9 protein-coding genes are annotated in these 18,965 nt (G+C 61.8%); 3 read left to right on the top strand and 6 right to left on the bottom strand.

The features are described from left to right. Positions 1-132: 132 nt before the first annotated feature. Together hrpB and ABAC460_RS36380 are read right to left on the bottom strand one after the other, a co-directional pair. Positions 133-2,592, bottom strand: a complete 2,460-nt coding sequence (gene hrpB / locus ABAC460_RS36385) for an ATP-dependent helicase HrpB (protein ID WP_023453636.1) — start codon at positions 2,590-2,592, stop codon at positions 133-135. Positions 2,593-2,656: 64 nt separating this feature from the next. Further along, positions 2,657-4,231, bottom strand: coding sequence for an amino acid permease (locus ABAC460_RS36380; RefSeq protein ID WP_023453635.1), 1,575 nt, complete (start codon positions 4,229-4,231; stop codon positions 2,657-2,659). Positions 4,232-4,508: 277 nt separating this feature from the next. Between ABAC460_RS36380 and ABAC460_RS36375 the strand changes: the two genes are divergently transcribed. Then, complete coding sequence (locus tag ABAC460_RS36375; protein ID WP_023453634.1) at positions 4,509-5,201, top strand: MBL fold metallo-hydrolase; 693 nt, start codon at positions 4,509-4,511, stop codon at positions 5,199-5,201. Positions 5,202-5,206: 5 nt separating this feature from the next. Here the strand turns inward: ABAC460_RS36375 and ABAC460_RS36370 are convergent, their stop codons facing one another. Then, entirely contained in the window at positions 5,207-5,512 is a 306-nt protein-coding gene (locus ABAC460_RS36370) for an SCP2 sterol-binding domain-containing protein (protein WP_023453633.1), read from the bottom strand. Positions 5,513-5,618: 106 nt separating this feature from the next. Between ABAC460_RS36370 and ABAC460_RS36365 the strand changes: the two genes are divergently transcribed. After that, a complete protein-coding gene (locus ABAC460_RS36365; protein WP_031236803.1) occupies positions 5,619-6,803 on the top strand; it encodes an NAD(P)/FAD-dependent oxidoreductase in 1,185 nt (394 codons plus the stop codon). 167 nt (positions 6,804-6,970) lie between these two features. After that, positions 6,971-8,977, top strand: coding sequence for an AsmA family protein (locus ABAC460_RS36360; RefSeq protein WP_023453631.1), 2,007 nt, complete (start codon positions 6,971-6,973; stop codon positions 8,975-8,977). Positions 8,978-9,260: 283 nt separating this feature from the next. Here the strand turns inward: ABAC460_RS36360 and rpoC are convergent, their stop codons facing one another. The 3 genes from rpoC to ABAC460_RS36345 all read right to left on the bottom strand — a co-directional run. Continuing rightward, positions 9,261-13,448, bottom strand: coding sequence for a DNA-directed RNA polymerase subunit beta' (rpoC, locus tag ABAC460_RS36355; protein ID WP_023453630.1), 4,188 nt, complete (start codon positions 13,446-13,448; stop codon positions 9,261-9,263). 86 nt (positions 13,449-13,534) lie between these two features. Further along, positions 13,535-17,611, bottom strand: coding sequence for a DNA-directed RNA polymerase subunit beta (gene rpoB / locus ABAC460_RS36350; protein ID WP_023453629.1), 4,077 nt, complete (start codon positions 17,609-17,611; stop codon positions 13,535-13,537). A gap of 412 nt (positions 17,612-18,023) precedes the next feature. Continuing rightward, positions 18,024-18,965, bottom strand: a 942-nt coding sequence (locus ABAC460_RS36345) for an NAD-binding protein (protein WP_023453628.1), incomplete at its 5' end; no start/stop codon positions are given.

Here is an 18,965-nt window from a genome sequence, read left to right as displayed (position 1 = left end):
CTCCCTATCGTAGATGGGGAGGTGGCGAGCAAGTGAGCCCCCTTTTGGGGCGAAACGCGTCGAGACGGAGGGGTCCTCTTAGCGGCCAATCACCGACACCTGAAACCTTATACGCGATTCCCGCCAACCGGTTCACGTCCCCCTGGGCTTAGCCCTTGTCGTCGGATCGGCCTCGCGCGGATTTTCCGGCCAGACGTGACGCGGATACCGCCCCTTCATATCGCTGCGCACATCGCTCCACGACCCGTTCCAGAAAGCCGGCAGATCCTTGGTGATCTGGATAGGCCGATGCGCCGGCGACAACAGCGCCAACGTCACCGGAATCTTCGATGGCCCCACCGTCGGATGCACCGCGGTCCCGTAAAGCTCCTGAACCCGGACCTCGACCCGCGGCCCGCCCTCCGCCTCGTAATCGATCCGCATGTTCGATCCCGTCGGCATTCGCAAGGTTTCCGGCGCCAGCTTGTCCAGACCGCGCTGCTGCTCATGCGTCAGAATCGCCCGCAACGCCTCAGAGACCTGCTGGCCCGACAGCGACAGCATCGACTTTCCGGCGGCATAGGGCCCAAGCCACGTCTCCAAACCCGCCAACAGCGCTTCGTCCGACAGGTCTGGCCACGACTCATCCTGGCTGCGTACAAACTCCACCCGCGCCCGAAAACTCTGACCACCTTCCGACAAATTCAGCGCCTTCAATCCCTTGGCCTGGATCTCCTCAGCTTCCGCATGAAGCAACAACTCCGCCGGCACCTTTTCCAGCGGCTTGGAAGACAAAACCAAAGCCCCAAAGCGCAACTGTTCGAACGCCCGGAACCGGCCGCTGCTCTTATCCAGCACCGTCCCGCGCTCCAGCCGATCACCGAACAGGCTCAGTATATCCTGCTCTGACAATCCCGCCCCCAGCAGGATACGGTCGCGGTCCTTGCCGCCCCCCGCATCGCCGACCGCAACATAGGCCTGCCGCGCCAGCGGATCATGCTCGTCGACATAGACGCCACGGCCATTGGCCATGACGAATTCACCGGGTTTGCCGCGCGCCTTGGCGATCCGCTCCGGAAAGGCCTCGGCTAACAACAGGTGTGAGATATGCACCGTAACCTTTTGATTCCGCTTTACCAACGCTTGCGCCTGTCGTGCCCATCCCTGGGCCAGTTGCCGCGCCTGGACCACCTTGGGCGTGCGATCCCGCGCCAGCCCTTCCAGCCGCAGATCGAGATCGGTCATGTTGCCACCAAGGCCGTTTTCCGACAACAACACCGCTAGGTTCGCGCCCGCTTCCGCTGCCCCGTTCTCGGCCGCCTTCAACAACATATTGGCCAGTCTGGGCGCCATGGGCAGCTGCGCCACCCGGCGGCCGTGGGGCGTAATATCGCCCTGCCCGTCCAGCGCCCCCAGCGCCTGCAACAGCTTGACCGCCTCGGCCATGGCAGCCTTGGGCGGATGATCCAAAAGCGTCAGACCTTCCGTCGACTTCGCTCCCCAAAGCCGCAACGAAAGCGCCAACTGCGACAGGTCGGTTTCGAGGATTTCCGGCTTGGCGAACGGAATCAGCGACCGGTCCTGTTCCTCGTCCCATAACCGGTACGCATCCCCGGCCTGTGTCCGTCCGGCACGGCCACGGCGCTGATCGGCCGAGGCCTTGGACACGCGCTCGGTGACAAACCGTGTCACCCCGCGCGCCGGGTCGAACCGCCCCAACCGCGACAGCCCGCAATCGACCACCATGCTGACCTTGTCCAGGGTCAGCGAGGTCTCGGCGATGGCGCTTGCCAACACAATCTTGGGGTGCCCGGCATTGTTACGCCCCAACACTCGTGCCTGATCGCGGAAATCCATGGCGCCGAACAGCTTGTGAACCTCGATATCCGGCGCCACCCCGGCTTCATCCAGAAACCGCCCGACGCGATGAATCTCGCCCTGCCCCGGCAAAAACACCAACATCGTCTCGGCGCGGTCCGCCGCCAGCTTCTGGCTCAGACGCGCTACGTGCCGGGCGATATCGGCCTCCATCATCTTGCCCTGGTCTCGGCCGAGATAGTGGGTGGTGATCGGAAAACTGCGTCCAACCGACTGGAAGCTACGGGCATCGGGCAGCAAGCCCAATATGCGCTCCCCATCCAGGGTCGCCGACATGATAAGCAGCCGCAGATCGTCGCGCAACACCGTCTGGCTGTCGCGGGCAAAGGCCAGGCCCAGGTCGGCATCCAGGCTCCGCTCGTGAAACTCATCGAAGATAACGCAGCCGACGCCGTCCAATCCGGGATCATCGAGAATACGGCGCGAGAAGATACCTTCGGTCACCACCTCGATGCGGGTCTTGGCGCTCATCTTCGATTCGCCGCGGACCCGGAAACCGACCGTCTGCCCCACCTGTTCGCCCAGAGTCTCAGCCATGCGCGCCGCCGCCGCTCGCGCCGCCAATCGCCGCGGCTCCAGCAGGACGATGGACTGTCCCTCCAGCCACGGTTCGTTCAACAAGGCCAAAGGCACGCCCGTGGTCTTGCCGGCGCCGGGCCGCGCGATGATCACCGCCGTGGTGTTATCGCCCAGGAAGGCCTTGAGGTCCGGAAATATCTCTTCGACGGGCAGCATGGCGTTGACCTAGCAGACATCCGCCCAAGAAAAAAGGCGCCCGGTGAAGGGCGCCTCTTCCTTATTACGTGGTGCCCGGAGGGGGCGGCAGATCCGCATCATCCTCATGGACTTCGGTCAGCCCCCGCCCGACATGGCTGTGGCCACGGCTATAGGCAAAGTAGATCAGCAGACCGATAGCGCCCCAGATCGGCAACACCAGCTTGGCGACCATGGGCAGGTTCAGGTACAGGCCCAAGGTCCCGACAATAGCCAGCGGTGCAACGATCCAGACCAGCGGCGTCTTGAACGGGCGCACACGGTTCGGATCGGTCTTACGCAACACCAGCACGGCAATCGCGACCATGAAGAAGGCGAACAACGTACCGGAGTTGGAAATATCCGCCAGTTGCCCGACCGGGAAGAAGGCGCCGGCGATGGCGACGAAGATACCGGTGAAGATGGTCACCTTCCACGGCGTCTTCCACTTCGGATGAACGTCCGAGAGCTTCTCAGGCAGCAGTCCATCACGGGCCATGACGAAGAAGATACGGGTCTGGCCGTAGATCATCATCAGGATAACGCTGGGCAGAGCAATCGAAGCGGCCAGGCCGATCAGGTTGCCGATCTGCTCGAAGCCGATCTTACGCAACACTTCGGCCAGGGCTTCACGCGAGCAGACGATCGGCGCGTTGCCGGCCTCGGTCAGCGCGCGGCAGGTTGCGGTGAACTCGGCGGAGTCGGGCGACAGGACAATCCCGTTGACTGAGACCGGCTGGGCCCCGACCGTGCCGATGACGCCGGCGGCGACCAGCAGATAGAAGATGGTGCAGATACCCAGCGAGCCGATCAGGCCGATCGGGACGTTCTTTTGCGGGTTCTTGGTTTCTTCGGCGGCCGTGGAGACGGCGTCGAAACCGACATAGGCGAAGAAGATCGAAGCGGCGGCGCCGATAACCCCCAGACCATCATGCCCGAACAGACCGGTTGGCATCAGGGGGGTGAAGTTCTGGCCATTGATCATCGGCAGGCTGAGCACGATGAAGGTGGTCAGGGCGACAATCTTGATGCAGACCAGGACGGCATTGACCATGGCGCTTTCGCTGGTACCGATGACCAGCAGCCAGGTTACGGCCGCAGCCACCACGACGGCGGGCAGGTTGATGAAACCGTGGGTGAAATCAGCGGCCGGAATGAAACCATTCATCGACCAGGTCGGACCGGCGCTCAGGAATTCCGGTAACGCAAACCCCGTCGAATTCTGAACCAGGCCCATAATGTATCCGGACCAGCCGACGCAAACGGCCGAAGCGGCAACGGCATATTCCAGGATCAGCGCCCAGCCGACCATCCACGCCATCAGTTCGCCCATCACGGCATAGGTATAGGTATAGGCCGAACCCGACACCGGCACCATCGACGCCAGTTCGGAGTAGCACAGGGCGGCGACGGCGCAGACGAAGCCTGCGACGACGAAGGACAGCATCATGCCCGGACCGGCCTTTTGCGCGGCGGCGGCAGTGAGGACGAAGATACCGGTGCCGATAATGGCCCCGATCCCCAGCATGGTCAGTTGGAATGCCCCTAGTGAGCGGTGTAGCGACTTTTTCTCCGCTGTCGCGAGGATCGCGTCCAGCGACTTGATGCGCCAACTATTCATTCTTCACCTTTGTGATTTTTATCGTGCGACATAACGCCCCCGGGCGCATGTTTGGTAATCGAGACTATAACGCAAAAGTTGGAACCGCAACCATCTTTGCGGAGGGTCAAAATTTCCACTCAAGACTTTGAAAACATAAAAACATTCCCGCATTTTCGCCTGATCGTAGCAGAACTTGCCCACAGGCGGCGACTGGAAAATCGCGCACGCCTACCTACATGATTTGATTCCGCACTGTCGGCACGGCATAAGCGAATGGCCCTGAATGAGTGACCTTATGACCCAGACCGAACCGCCCATCCGCCTGTTCATCGCTCCCGTGACGCCCTTGCAGCAGAACTGCACGGTCGTCTGGTGCACCCGGACCAACAAGGCGGCCATCATCGATCCGGGCGGCGATCTTGATCCGATCCTTCAGGAAATCGCCGCACGCGGCCTGACGGTGGACAAGATCTGGATCACCCACGGCCATGCCGACCATGCCGGCGGCGCGGCGGAACTGAAGGAACGCACCGGCGTCGCCATCGAAGGCCCGCACGAGGACGACCAGTTCTGGATCGACAGCATCCCGAGCATGGGCGCGCGCTACGGCATTTCCAACATGCGCAGTTTCGTCACCGACCGCTGGCTGAAGGACGGCGACACGGTAACACTGGGCGAAACCACCTGGGACGTGATCCACTGCCCGGGCCATACGCCGGGTCACGTCATCTTCTATCACGCGCCGTCACAGTTCGCCCAGGTCGGCGACGTGCTGTTCGCCGGCTCGATCGGCCGTACGGACTTTCCGCGCGGCAACCACGCCGACCTGATCCATTCGATCACGCAGAAACTATGGCCCCTGGGCGATGTCCGCTTTGTGCCCGGCCACGGCCCGATGTCGAGTTTCCACCAGGAACGGCAACGCAACCCTTACGTCGCCGACCGCGTCGTGGGAAAAGCCGGGCCCAATACCCAGGGCCCGGGCTAAACCCCTTACCCCTTCAACAGCGGCGCCAGCTTCTGAGCCACCGACATATCGCCGTGAACCTTCATCTTGCCCATCATGAAAGCCATCATGGGGTCCAGCGCGCCGGCCGCCATGGACTTCAGGTCGTCGATGCTGATCTGGATCGTGGTATCCGCCGGCCCATCCTCATTGCTGACCACGTTCGGGACGTTGGCCGCATTGATCAGGATCTTGCCGTCATCGCCGAAGTCGAACTTGACGACCTTACCCAGGCCCGAGTTCTCGCCGACGGCCGAAGCGATTTTTTGCGTGATGGTTTCGAGATCGGACATGGCGTTTCTCCTGGTGAAGGCCTATTGATGCGCGCGACCTTAGCGAAATTTCCGTGCACGGCAAGATAGACGCAAGGTCAACAGGCCGTGATTCCGGAGTCGTTACGTGAAATCTTATGATGTTATTATTCTTGGCGCAGGCGCCGCGGGCTTGATGTGCGGGATCGAAGCCGCCCGCCGCGGCCGCAAGGTGGTCGTACTGGACCACGCCGCCAAACCGGCTGAGAAGATTCGCATCTCCGGCGGCGGCAAGTGCAACTTCACGCACCTGAAGACGACGCCGAAGAACTTCCTGTCGCAGAACCCGCATTTCTGCATCTCGGCGCTGAAACGGTTCACGCCGTGGCACTTTCTCGACCGGGTGATCAAACGCGGCATCCCCTATTACGAAAAGACCGAAGGCCAGTTGTTCTGCGAAAACGGCGCTGGCGATATCATCAACATGCTGCTGGACGACCTCGAATCAGCCGGCGGAGAATTGTGGTTGAAGACCGAGATTACCGGCGTCACGCAGACTGACCACGGTTTCGAAGTCAAAACCTCGCGGACCACCCTCGCCGGTTCGCGTCTGGTGATCGCCACCGGCGGCCTGTCCATACCCAAGATGGGCGCCACCGGACTGGCCTATGAAATCGCCCGCCAGTTCGGCCACGACATCGTCGACACCCGCGCTGGCCTGGTGCCCTTTACCCTGGGCGACGACAAACTCGCCACCCTGGGCGGCCTCTCCGGCGTTTCGCTGGAAGCCTCTATCACGGCAGGCAAGACGAAGTTCAATGACGGCTTCCTGTTCACCCACCGCGGCCTGTCCGGGCCATCGGTCCTGCAAATCTCCAGTTACTGGAACCTGGGCGAACCGGTGATCGTCGACCTGCTGCCCGGCCAGGACGCCATGGCGGTCTTGCTGGAGAAAAAACGCGACCGTCCCAAGGCGATGCTGACCACCATCGCCAGCGAAATCCTGCCCAAGCGCCTGGCCGAACAATGGTTGCAGATTTTCGCCCTGCCTGCCGAAAAGCGCATGGCCGACCTGTCGAAAGTCGAGCTCCAAACCCTGGCCGGCGCGATTAACCGCTGGACGTTGACGCCCATGGGCACCGAAGGCTACCGCACGGCGGAAGTCACCCTGGGCGGCGTCAACACCGATGGCCTTTCCTCCCAGACCATGGAAAGCAAGCTGGTCCCCGGACTTTACTTCATAGGTGAATGTGTCGACGTAACCGGTTGGTTAGGTGGATATAATTTCCAATGGGCCTGGTCATCGGGCTGGGCCGCCGGGCAAGCCGTATAATCCTCCCTACGCATTGCCAAGGAATCTCCCGCACTTTTCGGATCGATTCCTGACACCCCCTCGCCCAACCTGCTTGTGTCATGAGCAGCAGAAACACGTCCTTAGGGCCACACAAGGACCATCCCACCAGTATGTCCGACCGGCTAAGACAAGGCCGCAATTTGGTCATGGCCTGGGCAAAAGGGTTCTGGAAATGGCTCAAGGCCCTTCCCCACGCCATCGTCGCGGCCTTGAAGCGCATGCCGATGCTGACGCGTATCATCCTCGGCGCCATCGTCCTTATCCTGATCGCGATCATCATTACCCTGGCCAACCCCAACTGGAACTGGGCGCGCGGCATCGTGTCGTCGATTGCGTCCGGCAAACTGCACCGCCCAGTTGCCATCGAAGGCAATCTCCGCGTCCACCTGTTCAGCTTCACCCCGTCGGCCACGGTGGGCGGCCTGAAGATCGCAGAACCCGACTGGGCGCTGAAAACCGGAAAGACCCAGCACGTCGCCGACATCCAAAACCTGGCCGTTCAGACCGAATTGTTGCCGCTATTCATCGGCCGGCTTGTCCTGCCGCGGTTGGAAGTCACGAAACCCAATGTCTTTCTCTACCAGGACGCCCAAGGCCGCGCGAACTGGGACTTCAGCGACGGCACGAAGAAGGGCGAGCCGACCAAGCTGCCGCCGATCAAGAACTTCATCATCCGCGACGGTACGATCGTATTCAACAGTATGCAGCGCGGCATCACCTTCAAAGGCACGGTCAACGCCCATGAAACAGCCACCGCCAACCGTCAGGCCTTCCAACTGACAGGCGACGGCAATCTCAACGGCAAGGTCTTCGAGCTGGAAGCCGCCGGCGGGCCGCTGCTCAATATCCGCACCGATCGCCCCTACCCGCTCGAAATCAAGGCCCGCGCCGGCAACACCTATCTCACGGCAACGGGCCAGGTTACCCGGCCGTTCAACCTGGGCCAATTGACAGGTAATGTCGCGGTCAATGGCGGCAACCTGGCCGACCTGTACTACCTGACCGGCCTGACCCTGCCCAACACCCCGGCCTACCGCATCTCGGCCAAGGTCACGCGCGACGAACGCATCTACCATATCAACGGCATCAACGGCAAAGTCGGCGGCAGCGACCTGCACGGCGCGCTCAAGGTCGAACTGCAGAAGGACGGCCGTCCTTACCTGATCGGCGAACTCGCCTCAAAAAGCCTGGACTTCCAAGACCTGGGCGCCGTTTTTGGGGCGACCGCCGCGAATACACCGCAAGGCGCCGACGTCACAGCCACCCCGTCGGGCGCCAGCACCTCGCGCCGCCTGCTGCCCGATGCGCCGCTGGACGTCGCCCGCGTTCGCGGCATGGACGCCGACGTCACCTACAAAGCCATATCCGTCCGCGCCACACCCAACCTGCCCATGCGCGCGGTCAGCCTCGGCGTCGACCTGAAAAAGGGTCTGCTGAACCTCAACCCGATCGATATTTCCTTCCCGCAAGGGCGCCTGCAAGGCACGGCGAAGATCGACGCCCGCACCGACACCCAGACCAATACGATCGACCTGCGCCTGACAAATGTCCGCCTTCAGGATTTCGTGCCCTATTTCCGCGGCCGCCCGCCGGCCGAAGGCTCTTTGAGCGCCCGTGTCCAGGCGACCGGCACCGGCAACTCGGTCCATAAGGCCGCCTCGACCGCCAATGGCCAGGTTGCCATCGTCATGCCAGATGGCACGGTGCGCCAAAGCCTGGCCGAGCTGATGGGCGTCAACCCCACCAAGGGCGTCTTCCTTCTGCTGTCGAAGTCGAAGAAGGAAACGCCTATCCGCTGCGGCGTGGCCAATTTCAAGCTGACCAACGGCGTGCTGCAATCGCAGCAACTGGTCCTCGATACCGAAGTCGTCCAGGTAACGGGCAAGGGCACGATCAACCTGGCCAATGAACGCCTGGACCTGGTGCTGAAAGGCAAGCCGAAGAAGTTCCGCCTGACCCACGTCAATGCGCCGATCATCATCGGCGGCAACCTGGCGGCACCCAAGTTCGGCATCGACCCCAAGCCGGCCATCGTCCAGGGCGGTCTGGCGGTCGTGTTCCAGACGGTCCTGCCGTTCGTCAATCTCGACTACGCCAAAAACGCCAACTGCGCTGCCCTGGAAGGCACCGCCCGCGCCAAAGGTGCACGGTAACTGCCTCACCGCTCTCCTCACCATGGGCCTACTGCTCCATACACTTCAACGGCCATTTCCCCTGAGTGATGGAGATGACGTAAACCTAAAAATTGAGCATTATAAATAACTTATCCCTCCCCGCTATGCGGGGAGGTGGATCATTTGCTGGAAGCAAATGAGACGGTGGGGGATTTGGCCCGCCGGTGTTTCCATTGCCTACCCCCATATTCTTCAAGGTACGGCAACAAAAAACCCCCGGCCGGAACCGGGGGTTCTGTGTATCCAAAGCCAATGCCTGCGATTACTCGCCGGCGACCGGGCCTTCCAGCAGAACTTCCGCCGGCAGGGGCTCCATGGACTCTTCGCGCTGATGCGACAGCTGCTCGTCGCGCTTGGTAGCGATACGTTGCAGCGAGCGCAGATAGGCGCCGGTGCCGGCCGGGATCAGACGGCCGACGATGACGTTTTCCTTCAGGCCATCCAGGGTATCGATCTTGCCCTGGACCGAAGCCTCGGTGAGGACGCGGGTGGTTTCCTGGAACGATGCCGCCGAGATGAAGCTGCGGGTTTGCAGCGACGCCTTGGTGATGCCCAGCAGGACGGCCTGGGTGAGGGCCGCACGGCCGCCACGCTTTTCCGCCTTGATGTTTTCGGCATCGACTTCGGTCTTGTCGAGGTGGTCGCCCTTGATCAGACCGGTGTCGCCGGCGTCGAGGATTTCCACCTTCTGCAGCATCTGGCGCACGATCACTTCGATATGCTTATCGTTGATCGGCACGCCCTGCAGGCGATAGACTTCCTGGATCTCGTTGACCAGGTATTCGGCCAGGGCTTCGACACCCAGGATGCGCAGGATATCGTGCGGATCCGGGTTGCCGTCGATGATGTAGTCGCCGCGCTGGATGATATCGCCGTCATGGACGGAGATATGCTTGCCCTTCGGGATCAGGAACTCGACCGGCTCCGAACCGTCCTCCGGCGTGATCTTGATGCGGCGCTTGTTCTTGTAGTCGCGACCGAATTCGACGCGGCCATCCATTTCGGCGATGACGGCGCAATCCTTCGGACGGCGGGCTTCGAACAGTTCGGCGACGCGCGGCAGACCGCCGGTGATGTCGCGGGTCTTGGCGCCTTCGGTCGGGATACGGGCGAGAATGTCGCCCGGCCGGACCTCGTCGCCGTTACCGACCGACAGAATGGCCCCGACCGGCAGCATGTAGCGGGCATCGGCGCCCGACGACATCTTCTTGTACGCCGAAGCGTCGTCGATGATGCCGAAGGCCGGACGGACGTCGGCCGACTTGGCCGAACCGCGCCAGTCGACGACCACACGGTTGGTGATGCCGGTGCTTTCGTCGGTTTCTTCACGGACGGACTGGCCGTCGGTCAGGTCTTCATAACGGACCTTACCGCCGACTTCGGTGATGATCGGGGTGGTGTACGGGTCCCACTCGGCCAGGCGCTGGCCCTTCTTGACCTGGGAGCCTTCCTCGACGCGCAGGCGCGAACCGTAGCCGACTTTGTAGGTCTCGCGGTCCTTGCCGTCGTGGTGGATGGTGATCATCAGGTTCCGCGACATCGAGATCAGATCGCCGTGGGTGCCGCGGACGGTGTTGCCGCCCGAGACCTTCACGACACCGTCCGAGGTCGTTTCGTGGAAGGACTGTTCCGCAACGGTGGCGGTGCCGCCGATGTGGAAGGTACGCATGGTCAGCTGGGTGCCCGGCTCACCGATCGACTGGGCGGCGATGACGCCGACCGCTTCACCCATGTTGACGCGGGTGCCGCGGGCCAGGTCACGACCATAGCAGTAGGCGCAGGTGCCGAGATCGGCTTCGCAGGTCAGGACCGAACGGACCTTCACCGACTGCACGCCCGACGCCTCGATGGCTTCGGCGACGTTTTCGTCGATATAGGTGTCGGCATCGACCACAACTTCGCCGGAACCGGTGTCCTTGATGTCCTCGGCCGTGGTGCGGCCCAGGACGCGATTGCCCAGCGAGACCAGCACGTCACCGCCTTCGACGACGGCCTTGAGCGTGATGCCCCGGGTCGTGCCGCAGTCAGTTTCCATGATGATGCAGTCCTGGGCAACGTCGACCAGGCGGCGGGTCAAGTAACCGGAGTTAGCGGTCTTCAGCGCGGTGTCGGCCAGACCCTTACGGGCGCCGTGGGTCGAGTTGAAGTATTCGAGAACCGACAGACCTTCCTTGAAGTTCGAGATGATCGGGGTCTCGATGATCGAACCGTCCGGCTTGGCCATCAGGCCGCGCATGCCGCCCAGCTGCTTCATCTGGGCCTGCGAGCCGCGGGCGCCCGAGTTGGCCATCATGTAGATCGAGTTGATCTCCAGTTCACGGCCGTCGGCACCCTTATGCTTGCGCGAGATTTCCTTCATCATTTCGTCGGAAACGCGGTCGGTCGCCTTGGACCAGGCGTCGACCACCTTATTGTACTTTTCGCCCTTGGTGATCAGGCCGTCGGCGTATTGCTGCTCGTATTCCTCGACCAGGTGACGGGTTTCTTCGACGATCCCCTTCTTGGTGTCGGGGATGACGATGTCGTCCTTGCCGAACGAGATGCCGGCGCGCGCAGCTTCCTTGAAGCCCAGCGCCATCATCTGGTCGGCAAAGATCACCGTCGCCTTCTGACCGCAGTGGCGGTAGACGATGTCGATCAGGTTGCCGATTTCCTTCTTGGTCAGGGTGCGATCCAGGACCTTCAGGCCGATGTTTTCGTTATACGGCAGCAGGGCGCCGATCTTCATGCGGCCCGGGGTGGTGTCGACCACCTTGGTGCGCACGATGCCGTCCGGATCCTTCTGCGTAAAGCGGCACTTGACCTTGGCGTGCATGGACACGGCGCCGGCGTCGAGCGCGGCCTGGACCTCGTTGAGGTCCGAGAAGATCATGCCTTCGCCCTGTTCGCCTTCCTTAGTCAGCGACAGATAGTACAGCCCCAGGACGATGTCCTGCGACGGTACGATGATCGGGCGGCCGTTGGCGGGCGACAGGATGTTGTTGGTCGACATCATCAGGACGCGCGCTTCCAGCTGGGCTTCCAGCGAGAGCGGAACGTGCACGGCCATCTGGTCGCCGTCGAAGTCGGCGTTGAAGGCCGAACAGACCAACGGGTGCAGCTGGATGGCCTTGCCCTCGATCAGCTTGGGCTCGAAGGCCTGGATGCCGAGACGGTGGAGGGTCGGGGCGCGGTTCAGCATGACCGGGTGTTCGCGGATGACCTCTTCGAGGATATCCCACACCTGGGGCTGTTCACGCTCGACCATGCGCTTCGACTGCTTGACGGTGCCGGACAGGCCCTTGGCGTCGAGACGGGCGTAGATGAACGGCTTGAACAGTTCCAGCGCCATCTTCTTGGGGATGCCGCACTCGTGCAGCTTCAGTTCCGGACCGACGGTGATAACCGAACGGCCGGAATAGTCGACGCGCTTGCCCAGCAGGTTCTGGCGGAAGCGGCCCTGCTTACCCTTCAGCATATCGGCGAGCGACTTCAGCGGACGCTTGTTGGCGCCGGTGATGACACGGCCGCGACGGCCGTTGTCGAACAGGGCGTCGACCGATTCCTGCAGCATCCGCTTTTCGTTACGGATGATGATGTCCGGCGCGCGCAGTTCCATCAGACGCTTCAGACGGTTGTTGCGGTTGATGACGCGGCGATACAGGTCGTTCAGGTCGGAGGTGGCGAAACGGCCACCGTCCAGCGGCACCAGCGGACGCAGTTCCGGCGGGATGACCGGCACGACGGTCAGGATCATCCATTCCGGACGGTTGCCGGATTCGATGAAGCTTTCGATCAGCTTCAGACGCTTGGAGAGCTTCTTGCCCTTCATTTCCGACGTGTTGTCGACCAGGTCGGCACGCAGCTTTTCGGCGATCTCGTTGAGCTCCATCGCCATCAGCATGTTGCGGACGGCTTCGGCGCCGATTTCGGCGGTGAAGCTGTCGTCGCCGAACTCTTCCTGGCAACGGAAATACTCATCCTCGGTGAGAAGCTGGTTGAGCTTCAGCGAGGTAAGTCCCGGTTCCGTAACGATATAGTTCTCGAAGTACAGAACGCGTTCGACGTCCTTCAGCGCCATGTCGAGGATCATCGAGATCCGCGACGGCAGCGACTTCAGGAACCAGATGTGAGCGACGGGCGAGGCCAGCTCGATGTGGCCCATGCGCTCACGACGCACCCGCGACAGCGTCACTTCAACGCCGCACTTTTCGCAGATAATGCCCTTGTACTTCATGCGCTTGTACTTGCCGCACAGGCATTCGTAGTCCTTGGTCGGGCCAAAGATACGGGCGCAGAACAGGCCGTCACGTTCCGGCTTGAAGGTCCGGTAGTTGATGGTTTCGGGCTTCTTGATCTCGCCGAACGACCACGAGAGGATCTTCTCCGGGCTGGCGAGGGTGATGCGGATCTGGTCGAAGGTCGGGGCGACCTGGACCGGATTGAAAATATTGAGGACTTCCTGGTTCATTCCAGTACTCCGATGTGCCTTGGCACTAAATTTAACGGTTCGGGCGAGTCATGGGGTCAAGGGGCCTTCCGGCCCCTTGCCTTTTCTTACGACTGCCCATTCTCCAGCTCGACGTTGAGGCCCAGGGACCGCATTTCCTTGATAAGGACGTTGAACGATTCCGGGATACCGGCTTCGAAGCTGTCGTCACCGCGGACGATGGCCTCGTAAACCTTGGTGCGGCCCGCCACGTCGTCGGACTTGACGGTGAGCATTTCCTGGAGGGTGTAGGCGGCGCCGTAAGCTTCCAGCGCCCAGACTTCCATTTCACCGAAGCGCTGTCCGCCGAACTGGGCCTTGCCGCCCAGGGGCTGCTGGGTGACGAGCGAGTACGGCCCGATGGAGCGGGCGTGGATCTTGTCGTCGACCAGGTGGTGCAGCTTCAGCATGTAGATGATGCCGACGGTGACCGGACGCTTGAACTGCTCACCGGTCTGGCCGTCGAACAGGATCGACTGGCCCGAACGGTTGAGACCTGCCAGTTCCAGCATGTCTTCGATGTCGTTGATGTGGGCGCCGTCGAACACCGGAGTGGCGATCGGCACGCCGCGGGTCAGGTTGCGGGCCAGTTCCATCAGGTCTTCGTCGGACTCGGGCAGTTCCTGGTCCTTGCCGTACACCGTTTGCAGGTGATCGATCAGGGCCTGGCGCTGACCGCCGTTCTGCCAGTCTTCGAGCATCTGGCCGATCTGCTTGCCGATATTGGCGCAGGCCCAGCCGAGGTGGGTTTCGAAGATCTGACCGACGTTCATGCGCGACGGCACGCCCAGCGGGTTCAGAACGATGTCGACGTGCTCGCCGTCGGCCAGGAAGGGCATGTCCTCGACCGGAAGGATCTTGGAAATAACCCCCTTGTTGCCGTGACGGCCGGCCATCTTGTCGCCCGGCTGCAGCTTGCGCTTCACCGCCACGAACACCTTGACCATCTTCATCACGCCCGGCGGCAGTTCGTCACCACGCTGCAGCTTCTCGACCTTGTCCTCGAAGCGGCGGTCCAGACGCTTGCGGGCGTCCTGGAACTGACGGTTCATGGCCTCGATCTCGGACATGATCTTTTCGTCTTCCAGGGCGATCTGCCACCACAGGCCGCGCGAGATTTCGCCCAGCTTGTCTTCGGTGACTTCACCGCGGCCCAGGCCCTTCGGACCCGAGACGGCGTTCTTGCCCAGCAGGATTTCCTTCAGGCGGCCGTAGATGTTGCGTTCCAGGATCGACAGTTCGTCGTCGCGGTCCTTGCCCAGACGTTCGATTTCGGCACGCTCGATGGCTTGAGCGCGTTCGTCCTTTTCAACGCCGTGACGGTTGAAGACGCGGACTTCGACCACGGTGCCGGCAACCCCCGGCGGCAGGCGCAGGGAGGTGTCGCGGACGTCGGAGGCCTTTTCACCGAAGATGGCGCGCAGCAGCTTTTCTTCCGGAGTCATCGGGCTTTCGCCCTTCGGCGTCACCTTGCCGACCAGGATGTCACCCGGCTGGACTTCGGCGCCGATGGCGACGATACCGGCTTCGTCGAGGTTGCGCAGGGCTTCTTCGCCGACGTTGGGAATGTCGCGGGTGATTTCTTCCGGCCCCAGCTTGGTGTCGCGGGCCATGACTTCGAACTCCTCGAGGTGGATCGAGGTGAAGATGTCGTCGCGCACGATGCGTTCCGAGATCAGGATCGAGTCTTCGAAGTTGTAGCCGTTCCACGGCATGAAGGCGACCAGGACGTTGCGGCCCAGGGCCAGATCGCCCAGGTCCGTCGACGGACCGTCGGCGATGATGTCACCCGAAGCCACCTTGTCGCCGACCTTGACGATCGGACGCTGGTTGATACAGGTGTTCTGGTTGGAACGCTGGAACTTCGACAGGCGATAGATATCGACGCCCGGCTTGGTCGGATCGGTTTCCTCGGTGGCGCGCACGACGATACGGGTACCGTCGATCTGTTCCACGACGCCCGAACGGCGGGCGGCCACGGTAGCGCCGGAGTCACGGGCCACGACCTCTTCCATGCCGGTACCGACGAACGGCGCATCCGACTTGACCAGGGGCACGGCCTGACGCTGCATGTTCGAACCCATGAGGGCGCGGTTGGCGTCGTCGTTTTCCAGGAACGGGATCAGGGCGGCGGCGACCGAAACGACCTGCTTCGGCGACACGTCCATGAAGTCGACGGTAGAAGCTTGCTGCAGACCCGGTTCGCCGTTGACACGGCCCTGGACCAGGTCCTCGACGATCTTCTTCTCGCCATCAAGTACGATGTTCGCCTGGGCGATGACGTGCTTGGATTCTTCCATGGCCGACATGTAGACGACCTCTTCCTGGGCGGCGCCGTCGACGACCTTGCGGTACGGGCTTTCAATGAAGCCGTACTTGTTGACGCGGGCGTGGGTGGCCAGGGAATTGATCAGGCCGATGTTCGGGCCTTCCGGCGTTTCAATCGGGCAGATACGGCCGTAGTGGGTCGGGTGAACGTCGCGGACTTCGAAGCCGGCGCGCTCACGGGTCAGACCACCAGGCCCAAGGGCCGACAGGCGGCGCTTGTGGGTGATTTCCGACAGCGGGTTGGTCTGGTCCATGAACTGCGACAGCTGCGACGAACCGAAGAATTCACGCACGGCGGCGGCAGCCGGCTTGGCGTTGATCAGGTCGTGCGGCATGACGGTGTCGATATCGACGCTGGACATGCGCTCCTTGATGGCGCGTTCCATGCGCAGCAGGCCGACACGGTACTGGTTTTCCAGCAGTTCGCCGACCGAACGGACCCGGCGGTTGCCCAGGTTGTCGATGTCGTCGATTTCACCACGACCATCGCGCAGGCCGACCAGGATCTTGAGGATCTTCAGGATATCGTCCTTGCGCAGCACGCGCTCGCTGTCGGCGACGTCCTGCTCAAGGCGCATGTTCATCTTGACGCGGCCGACGCTCGACAGGTCGTAGCGCTCCAGTTCGAAGAACAGCGAGTTGTACATCGCCTCGGCGGCTTCGATCGTGGGCGGCTCACCCGGGCGCATGACGCGGTAGATGTCGAACAGGGCGTCTTCGCGCGAGCTGTTCTTGTCGACGCGCAGGGTCGAACGCATGTACGGCCCGACCGTGACATGGTCGATGTCCAGAACGTCAACTGTGGTAAAGCCGTTCTCTTCCAGCGCCTTGACCGAGGCGGCGTCGAGCTCATCACCGGCTTCGGCATAGATTTCGCCGGTCGAATAGTTGACGGCATCGCCGGCCAGGTAACGGCCGATCAGGGCGTCTTGCGACAGCAGCAGCGACTTGACGGTGTCGCCCAGCTTCTTGGCGCTGCGCGCCGAGATCTTGGTTCCGGCAGGCGCGACCACTTCACCGGAATCGGCGTCGACCAGGTCGAATTCCGGCTTCACACCGCGCCAGCGCTCGAACTTGTACGGCGTGACCCAGCCGGCATCGCGCTTTTCGTAGGGCACGACTTCGTAGAAGGTCTTCAGAATCTCTTCGCCGTCCATGCCAAGGGCGAACAGGAAGGAGGTCGCCGGCAGCTTGCGGCGGCGGTCGATACGGACATAGAGGATGTCCTTGGCGTCAAACTCGAAGTCGAGCCACGAACCGCGGTACGGAATGATGCGAGCACCGAAAAGCAGCTTGCCCGACGAGTGGGTCTTGCCCTTGTCGTGATCGAAGAAGACGCCCGGCGAACGGTGCATCTGCGAGACGATGACGCGCTCGGTGCCGTTGACAACGAAGGTCCCCTTCTCGGTCATCAGCGGGATATCGCCCATATAGACGTCCTGCTCCTTGATGTCCTTGACGGAGCGGGCGCCGGTGTCCTCATCCGTTTCGAACACGATCAGACGCAGCTTGACCTTCAGCGGTGCGGCATAGGTGATGTCGCGCTGGATGCATTCCTCGACGTCGTACTTGGGCTCTTCGAACTCGTACGAGACATATTCCAGGGTGGCGCGCTCGTTGAAGTCCTTCACGGGGAAGACCGACCGGAACACCGCTTCGAGACCGTCTTCGACGCGATCGGCGACACGGACGAAGCGTTGCAGGAACTGCTCGTAGGACGAACGCTGGACCTCAATGAGGTTCGGCATCTGAATGGCTTCGGGGATGCGGCCGAAAGACTTCCGGATCCGCTTCTTCTGCGTGAAGGTTAAGGGCATTGCAGTTCCTTGCGTGAACGCTTGGAGAAAATTGTTAGGCAGTTGTGACTGCGCGCGAGGTTTGTTGAAGGCCCCGTCCAGGGACCAAAAGCTTGCCTTGCGCCTGCTCTTTTTTGGCTTTTGGCCAAAGACGCTATTGTTTATGGTTCTTTGGGAACCAAACCCTTCGCCGACGGAAAGAGCATAAGGCCGGCCTGCGGGTCCCACTCAGACGCAATACGCCTTAAGGGGGAGCGTGCCATACCGCACTTATCCCCGTTCGTAAAGAGCGTTTATCAATAATTTTCTTGACGGCCTAAACCCGCGAGAATCAAGGCAAAATTGCGGCAGAAAATCTTCTCCTCCCCACATGTGGGGAGGGGGACCCCGAAGGGGTGGAGGGGTATTCTTACGGTCGCCGGGATGCCCTGAACTACGCCGCTGCCGGCTTGGCGTGGAATCGCTCCAGGATAAAAGCCGTCATCCCCTTGGCCAACTCCCCTTCACCATAAAAGATCGTCCCCAGCTTCTCCTTGCGCAGGAATTCTTCCTCACCCTCGCTATGCGTACGAAGTACAATCTCGATCGCCGGATTGACGCTGCGGGCCGCCTCGACCATCTGGCGGACATTCAGCAGGTCCGGCGTCGCCACGACCAGCATGGCCGCATTCAGGATATGGGCCTGGAGCAGCACCTCGACTTGCGACGCGTCACCATAAACCGCCGGCTTCCCCTCACCGCGCAAATCCTCAACCCGCTCGCGGTTTTCCTCAACGACGACACACGGAATGGCCTGCGCCGCCAAAACATCAGCGATCAGCCGCCCGACCCGTCCATACCCCACCAAAACCACCTGGCCCTTCAGATACCGCTCGTCCGTAACCTGCGGCAGCTCCGCCAAGGGCTCCTCCCGCGTCTCCAGCTTGCGGAAAAACGCAACCCGGCCCAGCCAGTTGCGCGCCGGATCGACCGCATTGAACAGGAACGGATTGATGGCGATGGAAATCAAAGCCCCGCCGACGATCAGGTTCATCCCCTCCTGAGGCAGCAGACCAAGAGATACGCCCAAGCCCGCCATAATAAACGAGAATTCGCCGATCTGCGCCAACCCAGCCGAGACCATCAACGCCGTCTTCAGCGGATAGCGGAAGCCCAACACCAAAACCGCCGCCGCCAACCCCTTACCCAGAATGATAATCGCCACCACGGCGAGCACAGCACCAGGCGCCTCGACCAACACCATCGGATTGAACAACATCCCGACCGATACGAAGAACAGCACGGAAAACGCATCGCGCAACGGCAACGACTCTTCCGCTGCCCGGTGCGCGAACTTCGACTCGCGCATCACCATGCCGGCAAAGAAGGCGCCCAG

It is taken from the genome of Asticcacaulis sp. AC460 (assembly GCF_000495795.1).
Classification (GTDB): domain Bacteria; phylum Pseudomonadota; class Alphaproteobacteria; order Caulobacterales; family Caulobacteraceae; genus Asticcacaulis.
This window is presented reverse-complemented; position numbering and strand designations above follow the sequence as displayed.

Bases quoted from the DNA above. Each gene is read 5' to 3' on its own strand.
- hrpB (WP_023453636.1), bottom strand. From the start codon at position 2,592: ATGCTGCCCGTCGAAGAGATATTTCCGGACCTCAAGGCCTTCCTGGGC.
- ABAC460_RS36380 (WP_023453635.1), bottom strand. From the start codon at position 4,231: ATGAATAGTTGGCGCATCAAGTCGCTGGACGCGATCCTCGCGACAGCG.
- ABAC460_RS36375 (WP_023453634.1), top strand. From the start codon at position 4,509: ATGACCCAGACCGAACCGCCCATCCGCCTGTTCATCGCTCCCGTGACG.
- ABAC460_RS36370 (WP_023453633.1), bottom strand. From the start codon at position 5,512: ATGTCCGATCTCGAAACCATCACGCAAAAAATCGCTTCGGCCGTCGGC.
- ABAC460_RS36360 (WP_023453631.1), top strand. From the start codon at position 6,971: ATGGCCTGGGCAAAAGGGTTCTGGAAATGGCTCAAGGCCCTTCCCCAC.
- rpoC (WP_023453630.1), bottom strand. From the start codon at position 13,448: ATGAACCAGGAAGTCCTCAATATTTTCAATCCGGTCCAGGTCGCCCCG.
- rpoB (WP_023453629.1), bottom strand. From the start codon at position 17,611: ATGCCCTTAACCTTCACGCAGAAGAAGCGGATCCGGAAGTCTTTCGGC.